Genomic DNA, 22,792 nt, shown 5'->3' with positions numbered 1-22,792 from the left:
ATGAAATTTTCCGGCATTTTAATCAGATAAGTTTTGAAAACTGTCTCTTACTTTATGAGAAGCTCTGCATAAGCTTTCAATGCGCCTTCCATTTTTCCTGAAAGAACTGATTTTGCAAGAGTTTTTCCGAGCTGAACACCTTCCTGGTCAAAACTGTTTACATTCCAAAGGAATCCCTGGAACATAACTTTGTTTTCATAATGAGCCAAAAGCGCGCCAAGAGTTTTCGGGCTAACCTGCTTTCCGTAAATCAAGCTAGAAGGACGTTCTCCGGCAAAGAATTTGTTTGGATTCTCGTCATTTTTTCCGCAGGCAAAAGCAACAATCTGAGCTACAACATTTGCGCAAAGTTTTGTCTGGCTTGTGGAATCTTGAATGACAACATCTTTTCCAGTTTGATTTTCTTTAAATGCGATAAACTGAAGCGGAATTATATTTGTTCCCTGATGAAGCAGCTGATAAAAAGAATGCTGACCGTTTGTACCAGGCTCACCGAAAATTACAGGACCTGTTACATAGTTTATTTTTTCGCCAAAACGGTTTACGCTTTTTCCGTTAGATTCCATGTCGAGCTGCTGAAGGTGAGCAGGAAATCTTGAAAGCGCCTGAGAATATGGAAGAACAGCTGTTGAAGGATATTCCTGAACATTGCGCTCATAAACTCCAATCAATGCGTCCATCAATGCAGCATTTTTTCTTACATCTTTTTCAGTTGCAAGCTTATCTTCTTCTGCTGCACCTTTTAAGAAATCATCAAAAACTTCAGAACCAAACGCAAGGCTCAAAATTGCTCCGCCGACTCCAGAAGAAGAAGAATAGCGTCCGCCGATATAATCGTCCATAAAAAATGCTTCAAGATAATCCGGGCTTTTTGCAAGCGGAGAAGTTTCGCTTGTTACAGCAATCATGTGCTTGCTTGGATCTAGGCCGGCATTTTTCAAGAAATCCTTTACGAAAGATTCATTTGTCAAAGTTTCAAGTGTAGTTCCGCTTTTTGAAACGAGAATAAAAATTGTCTTTGAAAGATCTATAGACTGAAGAACAGACGCCGCGTCATCAGGGTCAACATTCGAAATGAAGTGCGCATCCATTTTGAAATTTCCAGTCTGCTTTGCCCAGTTTTCAAGAGCAAGGTAAATTGCGCGAGGTCCCAAGTCCGAACCGCCAATACCAATCTGACAAACAGAAGTAAATTTTTCGCCCTTCTCGTTTACAATTTTTCCAGAATGAACTTTTTCAGCAAAGGCAGCAATTTTTTTCTGCTCGTTTATATAAAAATCACGCTTATTAACGCCGTCTGCAACAACATCTTTTCCGAGCTGTCCGCGAAGAAGCTGATGAAGAACCATTCGTTTTTCGCCAGTGTTGATTACATCTCCGTTGTACAAAGCTTCAAATTTTTCCAAAAGCTGGCTTTCTTTTACAAGCTCTTCAAAAATTGAAATTATCTTGGAGTTAACTTGCTTTGCCGCATAATTGTAAACAAGTCCGTCTGCCATCTGAATTGAATATTCAGCGACACGCTTTGCAGCTTCTGCCCCTGAAAGCTCTTTTGCAACTGAAACACAGCCTTTTAAAGCCTGAAGTTTTTTAAAGCTTTCCAATGTGTCTAAGTTATTCCATGCAATATTTGACATGATGATAGCCTCTTAAAAAAATGGTTTGAATCCAAGTATACCAAAAAAAAAAATTATATGCTAGAATGGCAAAATCTTAATTCACAATAAACAATTGTCAGTTCTGGAGAATTAGTTAAAAATGAATTTCTGCAATATAAAAAAAGTATTTTTGCTCACAGCAATTTTTTTTGTTTCAGCTTTAAAAATAAATTCACAAGACGCAAGCGGATTTCTTCCTGATGAAATTTTTTTAAGAACAATGACACAATCCTATTGCAAGTATTTTGATTTTACAATTATAGATGGAAGAATTTATGCAAAGAAACCAAGCGAAAAGAAATGGAAACTTTTTCTAAAAACCGGGCTGCCCTATTCTAAAATGGACACAACAGACCTTGACGAATTTCCAGTTCCAGAGCGAGTTACAGAAATTTCCGCAGATGGAGACAGCCTTTATGTTTTTGACAACAACGGAATTCTTTATACAGTTTTTTTAGACAGAAGCGCACCGGAATCGCCTTTTAAATGGAAAAGAGCATTTGGATTTCCAAAAGGAGAAAACGGATTTTTAAAGCAAGATGAATTCACAAAAAACAAACGGGCATGGTCAATGGGCTGCCGCAGAAAAGACGTTTTGTACCACACAGATATTTACGGAAACGAACATCACTACGGAACAATGGGACTTGAAACAATTTACTTTTTGACAGAAGACGGACTGCACATAAGATTCACAGACAGCGGTCTTCCTGCTGATTTTAGCCGGCAACTTCAAGTTCCTCAAAATGGCAGATTTATTTCAGAAAGTTTAAGTGCTTCCGCAGACACAATTTTTTTAATCGGCGCGAAAGGAACAATGTATACAAGGCTTGTAGACTTTGACACAATGGGCTGCGATCCAATGTGGTTTCAGTATACTTACGATAAACTTGAGCAAAAGAAAAAGGGAAAGAATTATTTTTCAAACTATTCACCATGGGCATTGCCAGCGGAAGACTGGTTTGAACAGCCAAAAATTCAAACTGAAGGAAAAAGCAGAATTTCAAAAATAATAAGCATTGCGCAAAACGGCCAAGGAAACGGAGCTAGAATTTTAAGAGTCGCAGGAACAGACAAAAACGGCAACACAGGTTTTTATGAAAAAAATATTTTCGCCTCTGAATGGAAATTTGTTGAAAAAGAAATTTTTTTAGAAGAAAGCGATTTTCTGGATTCATCAAAAAGTGAACTTGGAGAAGAAGCTGAATTTTCATACACAGGAAATCTCATAATAAATGATTCAACAAAAGAAAATTTCAAATGCAGTTTAAAAGGCATTTCATTGATGAGCGAAGACAAATGCATTTTTGAAATCAGCGATGGCGAACAGACATTTTCATGCACGCTTTTTCCTTTAGAAAAATGGACTTATCCAAAAAGAAAAAATCCAGGATTCGATGGAACTCCAAGAAATTATTTTATAACCGCAGAATTTGACGAATCTGAACTTGAAAACTATTCCGGGGAATTCAAAAAAATAATAGATGAAATTTTTAAAAATAAAAACCACAATCTTTTTGCATTTACAGGCGAAGGCACAAAAGAATATTTTGAAATCGGCATAAATACGAAAAGACCTAAGCTGTTAAAAAAGCCATTTTCATCAAAGTCTGCAAAATACTTTTTTATAATGAACCGGGAAGGAATTGAAGAAATTCCAAAAATTTCAGAATTCGCATTGCCGCTTTTAAAAGATTTCAAAAACGAAAACCTGCTGCTTGAACAAGGACGAACTTATTCAATACAAGAAAGAAGTCTTATCCAAAGCAAAATAAATGAAAACATAAAATACAGAGAGCTTTTAAACTCTGATTTAGAGCAATTTGAAGAACTGAAAAAAACTGCACGGCACACTAGATGGGGATATTCTGCGCTGGATTTTATAACAACAATAACTTTTTTGAATAAAATAAATTTTCCCAAAATAAAGCAGCTTTCAACTTACGGAGCAGATTTGCTTGCGACAAATTTTTCTTCATTTGAAGAACTTGTTCAATATAGAAATTTTGTTTATAGAAGAGTCATTGAGCTAATTGATCTTAGGATTGAAAACTACGAAAAACTAATTCAAGATTTTGATAGCAATGAAATATTCAGCATCTTAAATTCGAATTTAAAAAATTCCTTTGCAGAATACTTCGACGAAGTTTCGCTTCCTAAAAAAATGGAAAAGAAAATCACAGAAAACAATATTATGATTGAGCAATTCAACGATGTTTCATATTTGCCTGCGTATTATTTGAAAACCCAAAACGGAACAATTGTAACTATAGTTTTAAAAGACAGCGCAAAAAAAATTTTAGAATTCTTAGTTAATGAAAAAAAATTTTCAAATTCTCCATTAGTGCTCAATGCAGAATTTATTTCCGCAGAAATTTCAGAAGCTGATTTAAAAGAAAACAAGGCATTCAAAAAAATTTCTGATAAAAAAGGAACAATTGAATGGAATGGAAAAACTCTCAAAATTCTCGCCGGAAAAAAAATTTTATTTGAAGGAACATTATAAAAAAATACCTTGACACAAAATGTATATTTATTCATACTTATGCATATTCCGAGGTGCATTTTGAAAGACAGACTTTTGAGACTAAAGACAATTCGAAAATTAATAAAAAACAACAGAATAGAAAGTCAAGATGAGCTTTTAAATCATTTACAGAATGAAGGATTTGAAGTTACGCAGGCAACACTTTCCAGAGATTTAAAGCTCATGAAAGTTGGAAAAATAAGCGACGGGCATAACGGATATGTCTATACAATTCCGGAAGATGAGATTGAAAAAGAAAGCGAGCAAATTTATATACGAGATTTTTTGCGCGGATATGTAAGCATTGAAACAAGTGGAAACATAGTTGTAATAAAAACTTTTGGCGGACACGGAGACAGTGTTGCAAACGCGCTTGATGCAATGAATCTCAATGAAATAATCGGAACAATAGCAGGAGAAAACTGCATCTTTGCTTGTCTTAGAGAAGGTGTACAAGCAAAAAATTTTCTTGAAAAACTGAAGGAAAAAATTCCAGAACTTGAAATTTAAAAAAGCTCCACATAAGTTTTTCCAGTGCCGCCCTCTTCCGGTCTTGCAAAATAAAATTCTTTTACAGAAGAGCAATGATTTAGATAATCACTTACAGCCTGTTGCAATATTCCATTTCCTTTTCCATGTATAACAGAAAATTTTTTAAAGTTATTAATCACACATAAGTCAAGCTGATGCTCAAGAGATTTTATGGCATCTTCAGCTCTCATTCCTAGAAGCCTAAGCTCAAATTTTGGAGACTCGTTATTTTTTTCATTTTCGGAATCTCGTTCAATCACAACAGAAACACTTCTATCAACAATTTTATTTTCCAAAGGAATAATCTGGCTCTGCGGAAAATTCATTTTCATAGAACCAAACTGAATTTGCCAAATTTCATTTTTAACTTTTCTGACAAGCACACCTTTTCGTTTTTCATTTCCTACAAGAACTTCTGTGCCTTCTTTTAACGGCTCTTGTTTTTTGATTTTTTTTACATTGGAATTTTCAACTTTTAAAACAGACGCATTTTTAAATGCTTCAGAATTTGAAAGCCTGCTTTTTGTTTTTTTATTTTTAGAAGAGAATGATTTTTTTTCTTTTAAAGATGAAAGCTTAATTCCATTCTGCAGAATTTTATTTTCTTCATTTTGAAGTTCAGAATTCTCTTTTTCCAAAAGAAGTTTTTTATCTTCTATATTTTTTTCTTGCTCATCAATTTCTTTAGTCGCATCAGAAATAAATTTTCTAACACTCAAAGTTTTTTCACGGGTAATTTCACCTTCTCTTAGAACTCGTACTAAATTTTCAAGCTTGCTTCTCATTTCCTGCAAGAATGCAGAACTTTGAGAATGTTCAAGCTGATTAAGCTCAATTTCTTTTTGGAGCATCTTTATTTCACGTGAATGGATTTTCAGTTCTTTTAAAGAAAGTTCTTCCTGTTTTTCTTTTTGACTTTTTATAAGCTCTTCAAGTTCAATGTGCTTTTCAGTCAAACCTTTTATCAATGAACTTACATCTGCCTGCTGATTTGAAATGTAGCTTTTTGCCTGCTCAACAATTTTTTTCGGCAAGCCAGAATTTAAAGCTATATCAATCGCATGGCTTTCCCCAGACATTCCAACAAGAAGCTTATAAGTCGGGCGCAAAGATTCAGCATTAAATTCAACAGAAGCATTAACGCACTTTGAATTTGTGTATCCGTAATTTTTTAAAACTCCGTGATGCGTTGTAACAAGAACAAAAGAATTCTTTTCAAGCAAAGAATCAAGAACCGCCATCGCAATCGCTCCGCCTTCAAGTGGATCAGTTCCTGTACCAAGCTCATCTAACAGCACGAGACTTTTTTCATCGGCGTTCTCCAGAGCAAGCGCAATATTTTTCATGCGGCTAGAAAAAGTACTCAAAGATTCATCTATTGATTGCTCATCTCCAATATCTGCAAAAATAGAATTGAAAAAAGGAAGTCGTGTGTCTTCATCAGCAGGAATAGGAAAACCAGCCTGATTCATCAATGAAAAAAGCGCGACTGTTTTTAATGTTACAGTCTTTCCGCCTGTGTTAGGACCTGTAATAATCATAACATTTTTTCCAAACATAAAATTAATTGTTACAGGAACAGCTTTTTCTGCCAGAAGCGGATGACGGGCATTTAAAATCAGCGGAGGCAGTTTTTCAGTATCACAGTTTTCTGCAAAAACTCCATGGATTTCAGATTGATATTTTGCAGCGGCACAAGTTGAATCAAGCAGCAGCATTGAATCATGGCTTAAAACAAAATCAGAACAATATTCTCTTAAACTGTCTGAAAGCTCTTTAAAAATTTTATTAAGCTCAGATTGCAAATTAAATTCTTCCTGAACAAGCTGATTGTTTGCCCGCACAATTTCTTCAGGCTCGATATAAAGAGTTTGCCCGGAAGCGCTCACTTCATGCACAATTCCTTTTATAGAACCTCTGTGATCTGAACGGACAGCAAGAAGCTCACGGTCAGCTTTTAACGCCGGAACATTATTTTGCAATGCTGAATTCAAAGTTGAATCAGAAGTATATTTTTTTAATGCATATCCAATTTCCTTGTGGAGCGATGCAATTTTTTTTCTGATTTCCCTGATGGCCGGCAAATCTTTTACTTCGCCAGTTGAAATATCGATAACAGAAAAAATTTTATTTCTAGCATTTTCCAAGGAAGGCATTGACTGCGTAATTTTTAAAAGTTCTGGAATTTCAAGTTCAAGCGCAGCAGTTTTTATGCAGTTACAAGTTTCATCCGTGTAAGTGCAAAAAAGTCCAAGCGCAAAAATTTGCTCATGTGAAAGAGATGCGCCTTCAACTTTTAATATTGAAAAAATTTCTTTTACAGGCGGCCAAGATTTTAATGCGGAAGGAAATCGTGAATTTAAATAATTATTCCATTCACGTCCCAAAGATTTCAGTTTTGAAACTTTATCAATATCAGAAGAACTTTCCCTTGAAAGCAAAAAAAATTTGCCTTCTTCACTTGCCGCAAGAGACGCAACTTTTTCTCTTATTCTATAAAAATCAAAATCACGGGCAACCTGCCCTTTCAAAAAAATATCTTTTTCGCAACTCATAAATATTTTAAGATTTCTTCAGGTTTATCAGCAAGTTTTTGCGCTCCGGAATTCAAGAGAAAATTTCTGTCTCTAAATCCCCAAGTTACACTTATGCAAGGAATCCCTGTATTTTTTGCAGTCTTTATATCAACATCAGAATCGCCTACGTAAACAGTTTCATCTTTGCCAACTTCAAGAATTCTCATAACTTCCAAAACAGAATCGGGAGCAGGTTTTCTATTTCTGCCTTCAATATCTCCGACCGCAGTTTCACGCTTTATTATGGAAGAAAAATAGTATTCCGCAAGTTCTTTTACTTGAGCGTCCGGCTTATTTGAAACAATTCCTGTTTTTATTTTCAAGTTATGCAAAGTTGAAATCAAATCCAAAATTCCATCATAAGGGCGGGTTTTGTTCTGCCAGTTTTTTGCGTAGTTTTCTTTCATTAGCAAAACTGATTTTTCATATTCAGGATTTTCTTTTCCACAAGGAATTGCAAGTTCCATAAGTTTTGCGATTCCGTTTCCTACAAACTGCCGGACTTCATCTATCGAGCGCAATGGAAAATTCAACTGGCGCAAAGTTTCATTGCAGCTGTCAGCCAAATCATCAAGAGTATTAAGGAGAGTTCCGTCCAAATCAAAAATTACAGCTTTTGTCATTTTAACTATTCTTCTTCAAAAATGAAATTATAAAGCAAACTAAAAAAAATGCGGCGTTGACTAAAACAATTGAAGCTCCGCTAGCCGAGCCAGTATAATACGAAAAGCAAAGTCCTGCAATTCCGCCAGCAAGAGAAATCAATTCAGAGACAATCAGATAGCGTCTTGAAGTTCTGCTAACAAATCTAGCCGAAGCAGCCGGAAGCACAAGCATACTGTTAATCACGAGAAGTCCGGTCCATCGTATGCACACAGAAACAATCACAGCTGTAAGCAAAGCAAAAATTTGTTCTATAAAAATTGTTTTTATTCCGCGGCTTTTTGCAAATGAAGAATGAAGGGAAACAATCAGCATTTTGTTGTAGAAAAAAATCCAAACTGCAAGAAGTGCAATTGCGCAAAAAAATAAAAAAAGAATTTCGTTTGGCTGAATGCTAAGAATGTCGCCAACAAGATATTTTTGATACTTTGAAAAATTTCCGCCGGCAGACAAAAGCACAATTCCAAGCGCAACTGACGTTGAAGAAAAAACTCCAATAATCGTGTCGCTGGAAGATTTTCCTTTTGACTTCACCATGATTATAGAAAATCCGAGCAACATAGAAAATAAAACCATGGAAATTGTAACATCACGAATTCCCAAAATCACGCCAATCGCAATTCCAGTCAAAGCGGAATGTCCAATCGCATCGCTAAAAAAACTCATTCTATTTGAAACAACATAAGTTCCCAATGCGCCAAAAAGCGGACCTGCAATAACAATGGCAAGCAGAGCATTTTTCATAAACGCAGGAGACAGCCATTCAAAAGGAAAAACAAAATCCAAAAAAGAATAAATCAGCTGCATAAATTTCACTCCGATTTTTCATATTCATCAGGAAGCATAATGTGCCCGAAAACTTCCATAAAATCTTTTTGATGGTAAACGTCTTTTACAGTTCCAACAACTGCGCTGGCATTATTTATAAAAACAACTCTGTCAGCATGGCGCGCAACCAAATCCAAATCATGGCTTATCAAAAGAATCGTTATGTCAAAATCACGGCGTATCGAAGAAACAAGCTCATAAAAAGATTTCAGCCCCACTCTGTCAACTCCGCTTACAGGCTCATCTAAAAGCAAAATATCCGGCACAGGATTTATCGCAAGCGCAAGCATGACACGCTGAAGTTCTCCGCCAGACAAATCACAAACTCTACGTTTTAAAAGCTGATGGGAATTTGTGCATAAAAGAATTTCAGAAGCGGCTTCAATATCTTTTTGTCTATGCTTCATCCAGACAGGTCTTTTAGAAGTGCAAGCCAAAACTAAATCTTCAACACAAACCGGGCTTCCCGGCTCAACAGAAAGAGTCTGAGGAACATAGCCAAACACAGGTTTAGTCGTAGTGTAAGGAATTCTTTTTCGGCAAGTGCAAAAACGGTCATGGTCAGTTGTGTGATCCTTTCCGCAATTTCCAGCGCACCTTTCGCCTTCAAAAATTATATTTCCTGAATGAGGAATTGTATTAAGCAGCGCCTTCATAAAAGTTGTTTTTCCCGCGCCGTTTCTTCCAACAATCGCAGTAAGCTCGCCGCAATGCAAATGAAGATTTATATCTTTTAAAATATATTCACCGCCAGCTTTTACACTTAAGTTTTCTATCCGTGTGCAGCAGACATGAGATTTTCCAACAAGGCAAGGCATTATTTTTTTTCCTCTGAAAAAGCATTCATCAAAACTGAAAGATTTTTTTCCATGCCTTCAATATATGCGTTTTTTTCCAGCTGGCCATTCACACATGGATCAAGCTCATAAACTGAAAGCCCGGTTTCCTTTCCAATGATTTTAGCTGCGCTGGAAGAATACTGAGGCTCTGCAAAAAGAGCGACATCCTCGCCTAGGCTTGCAACAGATTTTATTCTTTCAATTATTTTTGCCAGTTCCTTTGCGCTCGGAACAGTTCCCGGCTCTTGCTCAATAACTGCTGAAATTTCAAAACCGAATTCTTTTGCAAAATAAGGAAACGCTTCATGGAAAGTTATAATTTTTTTTCCGGCAAAAGAAGCCAGAGAGCTTTTCATTTTTTGTTCAAGAGCATTTAATTTTTCTATATACGCCAAAGAATTTTTTTTGTAGCTTTCTGAATTTTTTGAATCAAGCGCACAAAGTCCTTCTGTTATTTTTTGCACTTCGTAAATCGCGCCTGAAACGCTCACCCAGACATGAGGATTTCCGTCCAAAAGCTCAAAACCATCAGAAGCGACAATAAGCGAATTTTTTTTCATGGAAAAAGCCTTGTCAAAAAAATCTTCCATTCCGCTTCCGTTCACAACAAGAATGTCGCATTTTTCAATAAGCTTCATGTCGCCAGTTGTAAGCTGATAATCATGCAAGCAGCCAGTTTCAGCAGGAGCTAAAAGCGAAACTTCAACATTGTTAATTCCGTCCGTCAAATTCAAAAGCATTATATAAATCGGATAAAAAGATGCCGTTATTTTTATTTTTTCAGAATCAGCCGAAGCAGAAACCTGTTTTTCCGACAAAGAAATTTTCCAAACTGAAAAAAAGGAAACAATAAACACAAAAAAACATATTGTAAAAATTAAGGTTATTTTAAGAGATTTCTTTTCTTCCATAAAGTATATTCTATCTGAACTAAGCATTATTTACAATAAGACAAAAAATATCTATAAATAACAATTTGTTTTTCAGAATAGCTTAAATTTTAGTTGACGTATATATAATTTCAGTTCATAATAAAATTGAATCTTTGAGGAAAAAAATGTCGAATCAAATTGTCACAACAGGAATTTCGTTTTTCGGAGCAGGCACTTTAAAAAATTTCAATGAAGAAATAAAAAACAGCGGTTTTCAAAGAATTTTTATCATAGCAAACCCAGAATTTCAAAGTGCATTAAAAAAAATTTCCTCAATGCTTGCAAAAAATAGAATCGTATACAGCATTTTTGACAGAGTAAGCCAGGCGGCCTCTCTTTCCGACACCAGAGCCGCATTGAACGCAGCAAAAACGCTCAGGGCAGACGCAGTAATTTCAGTGGGCTCAAAATCAGTTTCAGATATTTCAAAAGCAGTATCGCTTCTTCTTTCAAATCCTGAAATTTCAGATCCAAGAAAACTGGAAGGAAAAGCAAAATCAAAAAACAAAGCAATTCCGCTTTATATGTTTTTTACTTCAATCGGAAACGCATGGGACTCTAGCCACGTTTTTATTTTAGAAGATGAATCACAGCGGAAAAAAATCGAATGTTCAGACGTAAATGCAATTCCAAAAGCAGTTTTTTTTGACACGGAACTTGCTTCCATTGCGGACAAAAATGATTTTTCAATTTCGGCAGCTTCACTTTTGATTTCTTCCATTGAATCGCTTATCTGCAAATCTTCATGGGAACTAACCGACTTTTTTGCATTAAAAGCAATAAAGTTGATTTCGGAAAATGCAATTTTGGCTTCAAAGGGAAATTCAAAGGCAATAGAAAATATGCTTTATGCGCAGTACTACACTGGCATAGCTTTTGCAAACGGAGGCGCGGCATTTGCAACAGCAGCTTCACTTTCTATAGAAGCGGCATTAGGCATTTCTTTTTCAAAAGCCATAGTTCCAATATTCAAGGAAACAATGGAATTCAACGCAGCTTCAACAGGACAAAAATACAAAGACATCGCAGTAAATATGGGAGCAAAAGTTTCATCTTCGGCTTATCCAGAATCATTTAGAAAAACCGCGATAACTTCTGTTGAAAAATTTTTCAAAGAACTTTCTGTTGCAAAAAAAATTGAAGAAGTAAAAATTTCAAAGGAAGACGTTTCGTTTATTCAAGAAAATATTTTAAAAAACAAATATACAGAACTGAATCCAAAAACTGTAACAAAAAAGAAAATTGCGGATGTTTTAAAACTGATTTCCTAGAAAATAGCAGAAAAAGAATTTTTGCAGTCATTGATAACTTCAATAAATGGCAGCAAATCATTTTTGTCAGTTTTCATTGTTGCTAAATAATCTTCTGGTTTTAAAATTAAATTTTCAGGCTCAGACTTTGATAAAATATAAAAAGTTCTGGCAATGTCAAATTCTTTGGGTCCTTTGCAAGAAAAAAGAAAATTCGAGGCAAACAAATTTTTATTTTCATCAATGAAAATATTTTCCGGACAGAAATTTCCGTGGCAAAAAAAGTTTCCATCTGGAAGTTTTTTTAATTTTCTTATAACAGAAGAATTCTCTTTTGAATTTCCGCCCAAAATAAAAAGAAGCAGTTCTTTATAACTTGCAAGGCTTTCCGCATTTAAACTCAAAAGTTTTTTATGAAGCAAAACAAATTTGTCAGAAAAAATATTTTTATCAGCTTCATGCAAAATTTGTGATGGAAATTTTGCACTGTAATTTTGAAAAACAATTCCAAAGCATCCGCTTATTTTCAAAAAATCACAAGGCATAAATTTTGAAATATTTTGATTGTATGCAAATTGGGAATTTCTAAAATCCATCAATGCAAATTCTTTAAAAACATTTTCATTGAAAAGCTTTAAAATCCGCTTCTGGTCAATTTTAAAAATCTTAAAATATTTTTTTTCTTCAATAAAATTTTCTTCTGAAATAAAATTTAAATAATCAGTTTTAAATTTGCTGACAGAAATTCCGTCTCCGGTTTTATAAAATTCAGTTGAAAATTCTATATTTTCTTTTAAAAAATTCACATAGCGTTTTATTTTTCTAACAAGTTTTTTTGTGCTATAGCTTTTTGCAAGATTCTGATTTTCAACAATTCCATGAAACAGCAAATTGTCGCTTATGATTGCACCGTCTGGATTTAAATTTGCCTTGAACTTTTCAAAAAATTTTTCATACTGAGCTTTTGCCGCATCAATAAAAATCAAGTCAAATTTTTCATTTATATCGCAAGAAAGAGCATCGTTGTTTATAATTTTTATTCTGTTTTTTAAACCGCATTTTTCCACATTTTGGATTGCCTGAATAGTCCGGTCTATGTCGATTTCAATTGTTGTAACTTTTATGTTTTCATCAACAAGCGCAAACTGAATAGCAGAATATCCAACAGCCGTTCCAATTTCCAAAACTGATTTGACATTATGACTTTTTATAAAACTGCAAATAAATTCAGACGTTGCATCCTGCATAATGGGAACGTTATTTTTATGCGCAAGAGATTTTATTTCAAGCAAGAATTCCGCTGACATTTCTAAACTGCCCTTCCAAGTCTTTATAAATTTTTACATCCCTGAATCCCGAATCTTCCATTATTTTTTTAGTTTGCAAAGCATTGTATTCGCCAGTTTCCAAAATCAAAATTCCGCCCGGAATCAAAAAATCAACTGACTGAAAAATCAAGTTCCGTATAATTTCAAGACCATCGTCAAGATTTGTAAGATTTCCATTTAAATCAATGTCGCCGCACAAAGCAAGTGAAGGCTCTCCTCTTCCATCTTTTAAGAGCTCAACAGTTTGCGAATACGGAATGTATGGCGGATTAGAAACAATGACATCAAAAAGACCTTTTCTGCTATGCCCCAAATTTTCAAAAAGATTGCTTTGAACAAAGACAGTTTTTTCAAAAGCGAATTTGCTAAGCAAACGCAAAGAATTTTTTTTTGCAATATCAAGAGTATTTTTGCTTATATCCGCAAAAACAAGTTTGGGAAGCAACGGCTTGGGAATTATTTTTTTTTCCTCGATAAACTTTAAAATGCTGATTCCAACACAGCCGCTTCCAGAGCACATATCGCAGACAGAAGGAATTTTGCAATCTGAAGATGCATGAAATTTTTCTTCAATAAAGTTAACGGCATTTTCAACAAGCAGTTCTGTATCAGGTTTTGGAATAAGAACATTTTGGTCAACTTCAAAATCATATCCAAAAAATTCTTTTATTCCTGTAATATATGCGACAGGCAAGCCAGTTTTTCTTTTTTCAATTGAAGAACAAAAAAATTCTTTTTGCGGTTCAGAGAGTTCTGTTTCAGAATGAAAAAGAATAAAAGTCTGATCACATTTCAAAATCCATTTTAAAATAACATCAGCATCAAGGGCAGGACTTGGACTGGATTTTAATTCTGATAATGCAAACTTTCTGGCTTGGCTTATTGTCATGTCTTTAAATTTCAACTTACAAGATCAGAACTGTCTTTTAACTGCTCCTCTTTTGCATAGACATTCAGCGCATCAAGCATTTCATCCATGTTGCCCATCAAAAATGAAGGCAAATTGTGCAAGCTCAAATTTATGCGGTGATCTGTAACTCTATCTTGAGGAAAATTATAAGTGCGGATTTTTTCACTGCGGGCACCGCTTCCAACCATGCTTTTTCTTGCATCTGCACGTTCTGACTGACGCTTGCTTTCTTCAAGATCGAAAAGACGTGCACGCAAAACTCTAAACGCCTTGTCTTTGTTTTTATGCTGGCTTTTTTCGTCCTGCTGAATAACAACAATTCCAGTAGGAATATGAGTCAAGCGGACTGCGGAATCTGTTGTATTAACACACTGACCGCCCGGACCGCCCGCACGCATAACGTCAACACGGACATCTTCTGGCCGAATTTGAATTTCAGTTTCTTCCGCTTCCGGCAAAACGGCGACAGTTACTGTTGAAGTCTGAAGACGTCCCTGGCTTTCTGTTGCAGGAACACGCTGAACACGATGAACTCCGCTTTCCCACCTTAAAGTTCCATAAACAAATTTTCCAGCAATTGATGTTACAATTTTATTGAATCCGCCAACTGCAGTTTCCTGAGCTTCCATCGTTTCCGTTTTCCAGCCTTTGCGTTCTGCAAGGTGCATATACATTTCCCACAAATCACGGACAAACAAGCTAGCTTCATCTCCACCAGCAGCACTTCTAATTTCAAGAATAATATTTTTTTCATCAAGAGGATCTGGCGGAATCAGCTTAAGTTTTATTTCTTCTTCCATTTTAGGCTTTTTTTCTTCAAGCTCTTTCAGTTCTTCTCTTGCAAGCTCCTTCATGTCGCGGTCTTCCTCTTCTGTTATGAGGACAGTCGCATCTTCAATTCCTTTTAAAATTTTTTTATATTCATCATAAAGCGACATAAGTTCTGTAAGCTGCTGATGCTCGCGCATTGTTTCTTTGTATTTTTTCTGATCCTTAATTAAAGAGGCATCTCCAACAAGTTCTGAAACTACATTGTAACGGGCAGAAAGATCTTCAAGTTTTTTTATCAAATCCATAGTCTATAAAATATATCGAGTTTCCGTGAAAAAAGCAATGAACTGTAAAATTTGAAATGCAGCAAAAATGTTTATTTAAAATTCAAATTTTTTATGTAAAGGCCTTCAAATGATTTATCCTGCGCAAGATCTACATGAACTGAATTTTCTGCAAGCTCGCAAGCGGATTTTCTTAAATCTAAATTTAAAAGCAAAATTGAAGCTCCGCAAAGAGAAGCATTTCCAGCGGCAAAAGTTTTTTCAGAAAGAAAACTTGGAATCATTTTTACAGCGCAGGCATCCTTTATATCAAGAAGCGAACCGAAGCCTCCAGCCAAATAAAGAGTTCCAGATTTGCATCCTGATTTTTCAGAAAGGATTTCAAGTCCAGTCAAAACAGCTGATTTTGCAAGCTGAAAATTTCTTATATCTTTTTGGCAAATATAAATTTCGTCCTTAAGAATTATCTTTTCTCTTTCTGAAACAAACGAACCAAAAGAATCTATTATTCCGCTTTTTACAAATTCTGAAACTGCGCTTAAAATTCCAGTTCCGCAAATTCCAATTGCTTTTCCATTTCCAAGAATATAGGATTTTATTTTTTTGTTTTCGAGAATTTCAATTTTTGCAATCGCACCTTCTTGCGCAGGAATTCCGCATTCAATTCCATAGCCTTCAAATGCCGGTCCTGCAGAAGTTGAAGCGCAAAAAATTTTATTTGAATCCGCAGAATAAACGCAAAGCTCGCAGTTTGTTCCAATATCAGCAAGAAATTTATTTTTATCTTTTTCCAAAAATCCGCAGGCAATCATTGCGCAAACCGTGTCGCCGCCAACAAAAGATTCAACGGCAGGTGCAAAATAAAAATCGCAGTCAAGTGGAATGGTTTCAAAATTCCAAAGCTCATTTGCCTGAACTGAAAATCCAAATTTACTTGGAAGTGAAAAAGGAAACTGAGCAAGTGAAGCCGCGGAAATTCCAAGAACAAAAGATTCCATTGCGGTGTTCCCGGAAATTACAATGCGCTTTAGCACTGCCCGTCCACGTCGATTTTCAACAAAAAAATTTTGAGATGAAAGAATCAGTTTTTTTGAAATTTTTTCTATTTGAGATAAAATTGATTTATGAAGTTTTTCCAAACCAGAAGGCGAACTTGAAAATGAAATTCTTGAAACAACATCGCTTCCAAATTCAACCTGGCAATTTTCTTCTCCAGCAGAAGAAACAAGAATTCCATCTTTTAAAGTAAAAAGATTTGCAGCTATAGAAGTCGTTCCAATGTCAAAAGCAATTCCAACAAAATTCAGCGGAAGAGAATTATCACCTTTTAAATTTTCAAGACCAGAAAAATCAGCAAGGACAGAAATATTTTTCTTTGATTCCGAGCCTTCACATAAACCGCAGTGCCGGCAAACTGAGCAAATCACTTAAAAAAACAAAACTCCAAAAACTGCGCCAAAAGCAACAACTACAACAGGATGAACTTTTGTTTTAAATAGCACAATCAATGAAACTGCAAAAATAACAAGAGCCGGCAAATTGAAAATCTGCAGAAATCTAGATTCAGAATTTTGAGAGCCTAAGTTTAAAATCGCCAACGTAAAAACCTGAACAAGAACGCACAAAACAAGTCCGCTTGTAACTGGCCGCAAAGTTTTAAATACTGATTTCACCAAAGGCTTTTCCTGAAACTTTGAAAAAAATTTAGCAATCAAAATAATTGTAACAATCGATGGAAGAACTTCACCAATCGTTGCAATGATTCCGCCAGAAATTCCATAAAGTTCTGTTCCAATATAAGTCGCAATGTTTATTCCAATCGGACCAGGCGTGCTTTCGCTGATTGCAAGCATGCTATAAAATTTTTCCGCAGAAATAAGTCCGTACTGATTTACAAGAACATTTTGCATAAAAGACGCCGCAACAAGTCCGCCGCCAATCGCAAAAAATCCAATATACATGAAAACAAAAAACAATTGCAAAAGAGTCATTTTTGGATTCCTTCACCTGAATTAAATTTCTTTGAAACTGCAAAAGCAACAGCGCCAATAAAAGCCGCGCTCAAAATAACTAAAACTGTATGCGCATGAAAAAAATAAATTGAAACAAACGAAGCAAAAAACAGCAAAACGCTCCAAAGACTTTTTAAATTTTTTTTGCAGAGATTAAAAACAGCGTAAGTAAGCAGAGCCGCAACCGCAGCATTGATTCCCTTCATTGCTTTTTGAACCCAGCTGATTTGCTCAAAGTTCGAAATGAATTTTGCGATTATAGTTATTATGATTACTGAAGGCGTTACCATTCCAAGCGTCGCGAAAATTCCGCCGATAGTTCCAGCACGCTTATGTCCAACAAAAGTCGCCACATTTACCGCAATGATTCCCGGAGTTGTCTGTGCAATTGAATAGTAATCAAGAATTTCATCCATGGAAACCCAGTTTTTTTCGTTAATCAGTACACGTTCCAAAAGAGGAAGCATTGTAAGTCCGCCGCCAAAAGTTACAATTCCGATTTTAAAGAAAGTAATAAACAAATCTACAAGTTCTTTGAACAAAGCCATAATGTTTTTATAATATAAAAATAAACATGAACTGACAAGAAAAAAGCTGCCCTTTTGCTTTTTACAGCCATAGGACAGCTTTTGCAATGCAGAAAAATTAGCACTCGCAGATTGGAACGAATGTTTCAGCTTTCAAAGAAGCTCCGCCAATCAAGCCGCCGTCAATATCAGGCTGAGCCAAAAGCTCTGGAGCATTTGAAGCTTTCATTGAGCCGCCATACTGAATTATAACTTCATCGGCAACTTTCTGATTGTAAAGTTTTGCAATGTATCCACGGACAAATTTGTGGATTGCCTCGGCATCTTCTGGAGTTGCAGTTTTTCCAGTTCCTATTGCCCAAACAGGCTCATAAGCGATTGTAACACGCTTCATCTGCTCTTCTGTTACGCCAGCCAAATCTGCAGAAAGTTGGAATGCGCAAACCTGCTCTGCGTTTCCTGCCTCACGGTCAGCAAGAAGTTCTCCAATGCAAAGGTCAACTTCCAAGCCTTCATTTAAAGCGCGACGAACTTTTTTGTTGATAAGCTCATCAGACTCACCAATTTCGTGGCGGCGTTCTGAATGTCCAAGAATTACACACTGAACTCCGAGATCCTTGAGCATTTCTGTTGAAACTTCGCCTGTGTGAGCTCCGTTTGCAGTCGCAGCGCAATCCTGAGCCGCAAGAATAATGTTTGATCCTTTTACAACCTGACTTACAGCATCAAGGTAAACAAAAGGAACACCAATCATAAATTTGTTTGTCTTTCCTTTCAATGCGGAAACCAAATCCGATGCAAGTTTTACAGCTTCCGCTTTGGAAGTGTTCATTTTCCAGTTTCCGGCGATATAATGAGTACGTGCCATAATCAAACTCCTGTCTAAAATTTAATGACAATAATTTTACACCAACAAAGAACTAAAATCAATTGCATAAAGATGAGCATTTGCAGTATCGGAAAAACCATGTGTTTGAGCGCATAATGAAACAATAAATTGTTTTCAGCGGCGCTTTTATTCAAATCATCGGGCTACGACTTTGAGTCACAGGAACATTCAGCACGTAAAAGCGGAAACTATGATTTCTCATTTCAGATTGCCTCTGAATAAAAAAACTCCGTCTTAAAATCTCAATTTCAAGACGGAGGCTCGCTAAAGCAAATTTAAGATGAATACGCCTACTTACTCTGTCGGGCGTTTCTTAAGTTTCTTGCTTTTAAGAACAGCCTGACCTTCACCAACCTGCTGCTCCATCATAGCGCGGACTTTCAACGGCAAGCCAAACAAAGTAATAAAGCCCTGGGCATCTTTGTGGTCATACAATTCACCAGTCTTGAACGAAGCAATGCTTTCATTATACAAACTGTATTTTGAATAAGAGCCAGCTCCACGGATTGCGCCTTTACACAACTTGAGTTTTACCCAGCCAGTAACAGTTTCTTCTGTCTTGTCAACAAACGCCATGCAAGCATCAAACAAAGTTGTAAACCATTTTCCATCGTAGATAAGTTCTGCAACTTTTATAGAGAGCTGCTGCTTGTAATGGTATGTGTCGCGGTCCAAGCAAAGGTGCTCAAGCATTCTGTGCGCAAAGTAAAGAATTGCTCCGCCTGGAGTTTCGTAAACACCGCGGCTCTTCATTCCTACACAGCGGTTTTCGCAAATGTCAACAAGACCAATTCCGTTTCTTCCGCCAATTTTATTAAGCTCAAGAAGAAGCTTAAGAGCATCCATTTTTTTGCCGTTAACTGCAACTGGAATTCCTTTTTCAAAATCAATCTTAACATATTCGCCGGCTGCAGGAGCTTCTTCAGGCACAACTGTATTTTTAAGCATGTGCTTGTAGTTAGGCTCATTTTCTGTTTTTTCAAGCTCAAGACCTTCATGGCTCAAGTGCCAGATATTTTCATCGCGGCTGTAAGACTGATCCTTTTTCATAGGAACTTCAAGCTTGCGGTCTTCAAGATATTTGATTTCAGCTTCGCGGCTGTCCATGTTCCATTTTGGATCACGCCATGCAGCAATAACTTTCAAGTCTGGAGCAAAAGCCTTGATTGCAAGCTCAAAGCGAACCTGGTCATTTCCCTTTCCGGTTGCTCCGTGGCAGATTGCAACAGCCTTTTCCTGACGTGCATATTCAACAAGAATTTTTCCAATAAGAGGACGCGCAGTAGATGTTCCAAGAAGATATTCATCTTCATAAATTGCATTCGCCTTCAAAGCCGGCCAAACATATTCTTCAATATATTCCTGACGAGCATCTACAACATAGCAAGCGGAAGCTCCAGTTTTCAAAGCGCGGGATTTTATAGCCTTCCAGTCATCGCCCTGTCCAACATCAATGCAGACAGCAATAACATCATAGTCATAGTTTTCTTTGAGCCACGGAATGATAACAGTTGTATCAAGACCGCCTGAATAAGCCAAGACAACCTTGTCCTTTTTTGATGCCGCAGATTTTGCAACTTTTGTTGTTGCCTTTACAGCTTTTTTCGCAGTGGATTTTACAGCCTTTGCTGCTTCAGAAACTTTTTCTTTAACTGCCATAACAACGCCTCTTATAAAGAATTTTTCAGTAACTTTATTTCAGTTTAAACAATCCTCAAACAAAATTACCGTATGCATAGAATATACATTTTTATGAATAAATATGCAATATCAAAATGAATAAAAAACGAATGCGGCTTGAACTGTAAAGTGCTTTTGTTTTTCCTCTAAAGGCAAATCCTGCGGAAGCGATGATGTCTGCCGTCTAAAAGAGCCGTACTTAAACGCTCCGTTTTCCTTAAAGCAGCAAGTGCATTCTTTGCTCACAAAAATATTTCCATCTGGAATGCCGATTTTTCTTAAAAGATAGAGATTCGCATCCGTAAGGCTCAATGAATATTTATTCCCATCAATTGAAGAAACGCAGCTGCTTCCAAAGTTTTCTGAAAAATATTCAGCGCGTTTTTTATCAATAGAATAACAGCAAGAATTTATATGCGGTCCCAAAACAAAGCACAAGTCATCAGGATTGGAACCATATTTTTTATTCAGCATATAAAAAGCTTCTGCCGCAATTCCAGTTCCTTTCCAGCCGGAATGGAGAACGCCAAAAACATTTGAATTTTTATCATAAACAAAAACCGGCATACAGTCCGCAACAGTTACAGCAGGAACAATAAATTTATTTGAAGTAAGAATTCCGTCTCCCTTCTTTTGAAAAATTTCATCTGCGCTAGAAACTTCATATACAGTTTTTGAATGAATAAGCTCCGGCTGCAGGGCTTTTCTTTTTTCAGCGCAAATAGAAGAAAAAAATTTTTCACGCACTGGATTGGTTTCGTTCCATCTGAACCGCATATTGCCAGATTCCAAAACCGACATTCCCCATAAAGGTGCAGATGCCAATGGCTTTCCGTTATAAAAAAAATGTCCTGTTAAAAAGTTCATACTGAAATATTTTCCATTTCTATAATTGCCTGCAAAACTTCAGACGCAAATTTTATGCTGTGCGCAAATTTTTCAAGATTTTCCTTGAACTCCTTATTGTCCGCGCCCATTATCTTGTTTAAGTTCGCAAGCGGTCCATAGTAAACAGTTGACTTTTCGCCAAGCATTGCAAACAAAAGGTTTTCAAAGCCAGTAAGAAATTTTGCAAACGAATCCGCCAAGTCCAAGGCATTTCCTTCAATTTCAAAAAGAATGCTGCGGAGCTTTTCCTTGTCCGGCTCTTTTTCAGAAGAAGCATAATGCGCAATTTCAGAACCGTATTCTCCAGAAGACGAAAGACGCTCAACAAGAAAATCATTTTTTGTGATAATAGAATTCAATGTGGAAATCATGTCAGAAAACTCATACATATTTTCCTTTATTGAAAATTTTCCTTCCAAAGTAATTGTGCTCAAAAGCTGCTTGTATTTTGGAAACTCATTCTTCAAATAATAACTCAAAAAGCCAATCGAGCTTTCATATTTTTCTGTGTAGTCTCCGCTGATTTTTTTCCATGGACGCGAAGGATATTTTGGGAAGTCTTCAAGTGAAAAATAAACTTTGAGTTTTTTCTTTACCTCCGATTTTTTAAAATCCTTGTTCCACATTTTAAGCCGCTTATCTAAAACAACTTTCCACTGCTCCTTGAATTTTTGAAACCACAAGTCGCTGTAGCTCAATGGTAGCGGAGCATAAAGGGAATTTTCAAAAATCACTTTTCCAAATTTTTTAAGCGGAATTTTTTCTGCAAACATATTCAGTAAAGAAATTTCCGCGGACGACGATTTTACTTTTTCTGCAATTTCCTCATAGGAAGAAGCCGAGCAATTCCATAAATCTTTCTGCGGAGTTCCTGTAATAAAAAGAACTGAAAGCGTAGTGTCGGAACATTCAAAACGTCCCAAAAGAATTCTTGCAAGACTGTCAAAATCATCTTTTATCTGTGAAAAAGAACAAGTGCGCCCGGAAGAGCCGGAAGAAAATTTTGACATGACAGTGCCAAGCGGAATTTTCACAAACATTCTAAGCCGCTCAAATTCACGCGCGCAGGAAGACATTTGAATTTTCTTTTCAGAAGGAATTTCAGAAATTATTCCATCAAGCTTTGTAAAAAGAATATTTCTTATGTCCGCGGGCAAAGGCTTTTCAAAAGAATAGCTGTAAACATCGCATGAAGATTTTATCTCTTGAACAACTTCCGGCATTACATTAAAACCAAGCAAAAAATAAAACAAACCTGTGTCCTGCTCAAGCGAATCAAAAGAGGGCTTGAAAAATTCACGCACACGCTTTAAATCCAAAAGACCGGAATAAAATCCAGAAAGAAGAAGCTTGTTTTTGCAGTCAATTACATCAGGAAAATCGTGCTCCAAATTTTTTGAAAGCGAAGACACAACAGAATTATTGTAAACAGTTTCAATGCTGGAATTCAAAAACAAAGATTTAAGCCATAAAATGAATCTGAACAAAAGTGGTTCCTGCCTAAGTTTTTCTGAAAGAGTCAGCTTGTCCTCTCTTCGCTTTTCTTGTTCAAGCTGATTGTCAGATTTTTCAGAAGGAAACGAAACGTCAAGTTTGTCCTGCTGAATCTGGCTCAAAATATCAGAGCGTTCTTCTTTTGAAAGATTCGACGCAAGAACTTCAAAATTGCTTTTTGCTGATAAATTTTTATTTTCCATAA

Annotated in this window: 19 protein-coding genes; 3 read left to right on the top strand and 16 right to left on the bottom strand. The window is 36.2% G+C overall.

Features of this window, described 5'->3' with window-relative positions; translation table 11 throughout:
• Nucleotides 1–47: 47 nt before the first annotated feature.
• Entirely contained in the window at nt 48–1,628 is a 1,581-nt protein-coding gene (locus tag Q0N70_RS05950) for a glucose-6-phosphate isomerase (RefSeq protein WP_294014937.1), read from the bottom strand.
• A gap of 130 nt (nt 1,629–1,758) precedes the next feature.
• Between Q0N70_RS05950 and Q0N70_RS05945 the strand changes: the two genes are divergently transcribed.
• Nucleotides 1,759–4,164, top strand: coding sequence for a hypothetical protein (locus tag Q0N70_RS05945; protein WP_294014895.1), 2,406 nt, complete (start codon nt 1,759–1,761; stop codon nt 4,162–4,164).
• Nucleotides 4,165–4,224: 60 nt separating this feature from the next.
• On the top strand, nt 4,225–4,695 hold the full coding sequence (locus Q0N70_RS05940; RefSeq protein WP_294014892.1) for an ArgR family transcriptional regulator: 471 nt from the start codon (nt 4,225–4,227) through the stop codon (nt 4,693–4,695).
• Here Q0N70_RS05940 and Q0N70_RS05935 read toward each other — a convergent pair.
• Genes Q0N70_RS05935 through Q0N70_RS05915 form a run of 5 tightly spaced genes read right to left on the bottom strand, consistent with a single transcriptional unit; the run spans nt 4,692 to nt 10,533 of the window.
• Nucleotides 4,692–7,271, bottom strand: a complete 2,580-nt coding sequence (locus tag Q0N70_RS05935) for a Smr/MutS family protein (protein WP_294014889.1) — start codon at nt 7,269–7,271, stop codon at nt 4,692–4,694. The two genes, Q0N70_RS05940 and Q0N70_RS05935, sit on opposite strands and share 4 nt — an antisense overlap.
• Nucleotides 7,268–7,915: an HAD family hydrolase gene (locus Q0N70_RS05930; protein ID WP_294014886.1), complete on the bottom strand. Its 648-nt coding sequence runs from the start codon at nt 7,913–7,915 to the stop codon at nt 7,268–7,270. Before Q0N70_RS05930 ends, Q0N70_RS05935 begins: the two co-directional genes overlap by 4 nt.
• Nucleotide 7,916: 1 nt before the next feature.
• Nucleotides 7,917–8,762 (bottom strand): metal ABC transporter permease, encoded by an 846-nt coding sequence (locus tag Q0N70_RS05925; RefSeq protein WP_294014883.1) that lies wholly within the window; start codon nt 8,760–8,762, stop codon nt 7,917–7,919.
• Between the two features lie 5 nt (nt 8,763–8,767).
• Nucleotides 8,768–9,601, bottom strand: coding sequence for a metal ABC transporter ATP-binding protein (locus tag Q0N70_RS05920; protein ID WP_294014880.1), 834 nt, complete (start codon nt 9,599–9,601; stop codon nt 8,768–8,770).
• Nucleotides 9,601–10,533 carry a metal ABC transporter substrate-binding protein gene (locus Q0N70_RS05915; protein WP_294014877.1) on the bottom strand — a complete coding sequence of 311 codons (933 nt, stop codon included), beginning with the start codon at nt 10,531–10,533 and terminating at the stop codon, nt 9,601–9,603. The genes Q0N70_RS05920 and Q0N70_RS05915 overlap by 1 nt, the downstream gene beginning before the upstream one ends.
• A 146-nt stretch (nt 10,534–10,679) precedes the next feature.
• Between Q0N70_RS05915 and Q0N70_RS05910 the strand changes: the two genes are divergently transcribed.
• The gene (locus tag Q0N70_RS05910; RefSeq protein WP_294014874.1) at nt 10,680–11,825 is read left to right on the top strand and encodes an iron-containing alcohol dehydrogenase; all 1,146 of its coding nucleotides are present in this window, start codon (nt 10,680–10,682) and stop codon (nt 11,823–11,825) included.
• On the opposite strand, the gene Q0N70_RS05905 is transcribed toward Q0N70_RS05910, so the two are convergent.
• From Q0N70_RS05905 to Q0N70_RS05860, 10 genes are all read right to left on the bottom strand, one after another.
• Nucleotides 11,822–13,111: an O-methyltransferase gene (locus Q0N70_RS05905; RefSeq protein WP_294014872.1), complete on the bottom strand. Its 1,290-nt coding sequence runs from the start codon at nt 13,109–13,111 to the stop codon at nt 11,822–11,824. The genes Q0N70_RS05910 and Q0N70_RS05905 overlap by 4 nt on opposite strands.
• Nucleotides 13,089–14,021, bottom strand: coding sequence for a peptide chain release factor N(5)-glutamine methyltransferase (gene prmC / locus Q0N70_RS05900; protein ID WP_294014869.1), 933 nt, complete (start codon nt 14,019–14,021; stop codon nt 13,089–13,091). The genes Q0N70_RS05905 and prmC overlap by 23 nt, the downstream gene beginning before the upstream one ends.
• 11 nt (nt 14,022–14,032) lie before the next feature.
• The gene (gene prfA, locus Q0N70_RS05895; protein ID WP_294014935.1) at nt 14,033–15,112 is read right to left on the bottom strand and encodes a peptide chain release factor 1; all 1,080 of its coding nucleotides are present in this window, start codon (nt 15,110–15,112) and stop codon (nt 14,033–14,035) included.
• Nucleotides 15,113–15,189: 77 nt separating this feature from the next.
• Nucleotides 15,190–16,524, bottom strand: a complete 1,335-nt coding sequence (locus tag Q0N70_RS05890; protein WP_294014865.1) for an ASKHA domain-containing protein — start codon at nt 16,522–16,524, stop codon at nt 15,190–15,192.
• Complete coding sequence (locus Q0N70_RS05885; protein ID WP_273352585.1) at nt 16,525–17,088, bottom strand: chromate transporter; 564 nt, start codon at nt 17,086–17,088, stop codon at nt 16,525–16,527. It abuts the gene before it with no gap.
• The gene (locus Q0N70_RS05880; protein ID WP_273352582.1) at nt 17,085–17,657 is read right to left on the bottom strand and encodes a chromate transporter; all 573 of its coding nucleotides are present in this window, start codon (nt 17,655–17,657) and stop codon (nt 17,085–17,087) included. The genes Q0N70_RS05885 and Q0N70_RS05880 overlap by 4 nt, the downstream gene beginning before the upstream one ends.
• Before the next feature lie 97 nt (nt 17,658–17,754).
• Nucleotides 17,755–18,504: a triose-phosphate isomerase gene (gene tpiA / locus Q0N70_RS05875; RefSeq protein ID WP_013701181.1), complete on the bottom strand. Its 750-nt coding sequence runs from the start codon at nt 18,502–18,504 to the stop codon at nt 17,755–17,757.
• 315 nt (nt 18,505–18,819) lie between these two features.
• On the bottom strand, nt 18,820–20,184 hold the full coding sequence (locus tag Q0N70_RS05870) for an argininosuccinate synthase (protein ID WP_294014858.1): 1,365 nt from the start codon (nt 20,182–20,184) through the stop codon (nt 18,820–18,822).
• 111 nt (nt 20,185–20,295) lie between these two features.
• Complete coding sequence (locus Q0N70_RS05865; RefSeq protein WP_294014855.1) at nt 20,296–21,072, bottom strand: polyphenol oxidase family protein; 777 nt, start codon at nt 21,070–21,072, stop codon at nt 20,296–20,298.
• Nucleotides 21,069–22,790 carry a DUF5312 family protein gene (locus tag Q0N70_RS05860; RefSeq protein ID WP_294014852.1) on the bottom strand — a complete coding sequence of 574 codons (1,722 nt, stop codon included), beginning with the start codon at nt 22,788–22,790 and terminating at the stop codon, nt 21,069–21,071. Before Q0N70_RS05860 ends, Q0N70_RS05865 begins: the two co-directional genes overlap by 4 nt.
• Between the last annotated feature and the right edge of the window lie 2 nt (nt 22,791–22,792).

Origin of the sequence: uncultured Treponema sp., from assembly GCF_945873775.1 — a bacterium.
Lineage (GTDB): Bacteria > Spirochaetota > Spirochaetia > Treponematales > Treponemataceae > Treponema_D.
The sequence above is the reverse complement of the archived record's forward strand: the minus strand, read 5'-3'. Positions and strand labels throughout refer to the sequence as shown.

Coding starts and splice junctions, on each gene's coding strand:
- Q0N70_RS05880 (WP_273352582.1), bottom strand. CDS start 17,657: ATGGCTTTGTTCAAAGAACTTGTAGATTTGTTTATTACTTTCTTTAAA.
- tpiA (WP_013701181.1), bottom strand. CDS start 18,504: ATGGCACGTACTCATTATATCGCCGGAAACTGGAAAATGAACACTTCC.
- Q0N70_RS05865 (WP_294014855.1), bottom strand. CDS start 21,072: ATGAACTTTTTAACAGGACATTTTTTTTATAACGGAAAGCCATTGGCA.
- Q0N70_RS05860 (WP_294014852.1), bottom strand. CDS start 22,790: ATGGAAAATAAAAATTTATCAGCAAAAAGCAATTTTGAAGTTCTTGCG.
- Q0N70_RS05905 (WP_294014872.1), bottom strand. CDS start 13,111: ATGTCAGCGGAATTCTTGCTTGAAATAAAATCTCTTGCGCATAAAAAT.
- prmC (WP_294014869.1), bottom strand. CDS start 14,021: ATGACAATAAGCCAAGCCAGAAAGTTTGCATTATCAGAATTAAAATCC.
- Q0N70_RS05885 (WP_273352585.1), bottom strand. CDS start 17,088: ATGACTCTTTTGCAATTGTTTTTTGTTTTCATGTATATTGGATTTTTT.
- Q0N70_RS05935 (WP_294014889.1), bottom strand. CDS start 7,271: ATGAGTTGCGAAAAAGATATTTTTTTGAAAGGGCAGGTTGCCCGTGAT.
- Q0N70_RS05930 (WP_294014886.1), bottom strand. CDS start 7,915: ATGACAAAAGCTGTAATTTTTGATTTGGACGGAACTCTCCTTAATACT.
- Q0N70_RS05915 (WP_294014877.1), bottom strand. CDS start 10,533: ATGGAAGAAAAGAAATCTCTTAAAATAACCTTAATTTTTACAATATGT.
- Q0N70_RS05945 (WP_294014895.1), top strand. CDS start 1,759: ATGAATTTCTGCAATATAAAAAAAGTATTTTTGCTCACAGCAATTTTT.
- Q0N70_RS05910 (WP_294014874.1), top strand. CDS start 10,680: ATGTCGAATCAAATTGTCACAACAGGAATTTCGTTTTTCGGAGCAGGC.
- Q0N70_RS05870 (WP_294014858.1), bottom strand. CDS start 20,184: ATGGCAGTTAAAGAAAAAGTTTCTGAAGCAGCAAAGGCTGTAAAATCC.
- Q0N70_RS05925 (WP_294014883.1), bottom strand. CDS start 8,762: ATGCAGCTGATTTATTCTTTTTTGGATTTTGTTTTTCCTTTTGAATGG.
- Q0N70_RS05920 (WP_294014880.1), bottom strand. CDS start 9,601: ATGCCTTGCCTTGTTGGAAAATCTCATGTCTGCTGCACACGGATAGAA.